The organism is Flavobacterium bomense, from assembly GCF_003970355.1.
In genome coordinates, this window is the sequence record NZ_RYDJ01000250.1 from 1 (window position 1) to 1,084 (window position 1,084).

A 1,084-nucleotide genomic window follows, 5' to 3' on the forward strand; every position below is an offset into this window, starting at 1 on the left:
GGAAATATGTATGCGGCGGGAATGACTTTATTGGAAGAAAATTATTTAGCTTTCAAAGAAGCTTTTGAAAAAGAAGTCGAAAGAACCATTCATCCTGATATGCTGACACCTGAAATTTCGATAGATGCCGAAATTAATCTGACGGATATCACTCCAAAATTGACTCGGATTTTGAAACAATTCGAACCTTTTGGCCCACAAAATATGACACCCGTTTTCCTTACCAAAAATGTAACTGATACGGGCTACGCTCAAAAATTGGGAGCCGATGAAGAACATTTAAAACTATTTGTACGTCAAAATAATTCGGATGGAATGGCGGCGATTGGTTTTGGATTGGGTAATAAAATGGAATTGACAGCGAATAAAAAGCCGTTTGAAGCGGTGTATTGTATAGATGAGAATGAATGGAATGGTAAAACTTCCGTTCAAGTGCGGTTGAAAGATATTAAGTAGATATTATGAAATCGCCACGATTCCAAAATAATAAACAATATGGAAGCGTGGCAAGACCATATTCTGTAAAAAAAATAGTAACTACATATGAAAGTTAAAGTTAGAGATCCTTACGCAGCGTTGCGTTTTAGAGAATTCAATATGTTTATGTTGTTGCGCTTTGATATGGTTTTTGACTGGTCGATGCAATTTATTATCATCGAATGGGAAGTATATAGTTTGACTAAAAGTGCGCTTTCGCTTGGAATGATTGGGCTAATGGAAGTAATCCCTGCAATTGGGATGGCTTTGTTCGCAGGACATATTGTGGATCAGAAAGAAAAAAAGGGAATGCTCCTGAAATGTATTCTAGGATTTTCTATCATTAGTTTTGGGTTATTTTTATTGACTTGGCCAAGAATAGTGAGTGAATGGTCAACTGATACTATTTTGTATTCTATTTATTTCTTGGTCTTTTTAGGAGGATTGGTTCGTGCGTTTTTGGGGCCAACTATCTTTTCTTTGATGTCTTTAATTGTTCCTAAAAAAGCCTATCCAAATGCTGCTACTTGGAGTAGTTCAGTCTGGCAAATTGGTGCTGTTGTTGGGCCAGCAGTTGCTGGATTTTCAATTACTTTTATAGGAGTAC

The 1,084-nt window shown here is 36.5% G+C and carries 1 protein-coding gene and 1 pseudogene; both read left to right on the top strand.

Annotated elements, in window-relative coordinates; genetic code table 11:
- Window positions 1–456: pseudogene (locus EKL98_RS17095) on the top strand (single-stranded-DNA-specific exonuclease RecJ); the annotation flags it as partial.
- An 87-nt stretch (window positions 457–543) separates the two neighbouring features.
- Window positions 544–1,084: MFS transporter (locus EKL98_RS17100; RefSeq protein ID WP_126563248.1), on the top strand; the 541-nt coding region annotated here is incomplete at its 3' end.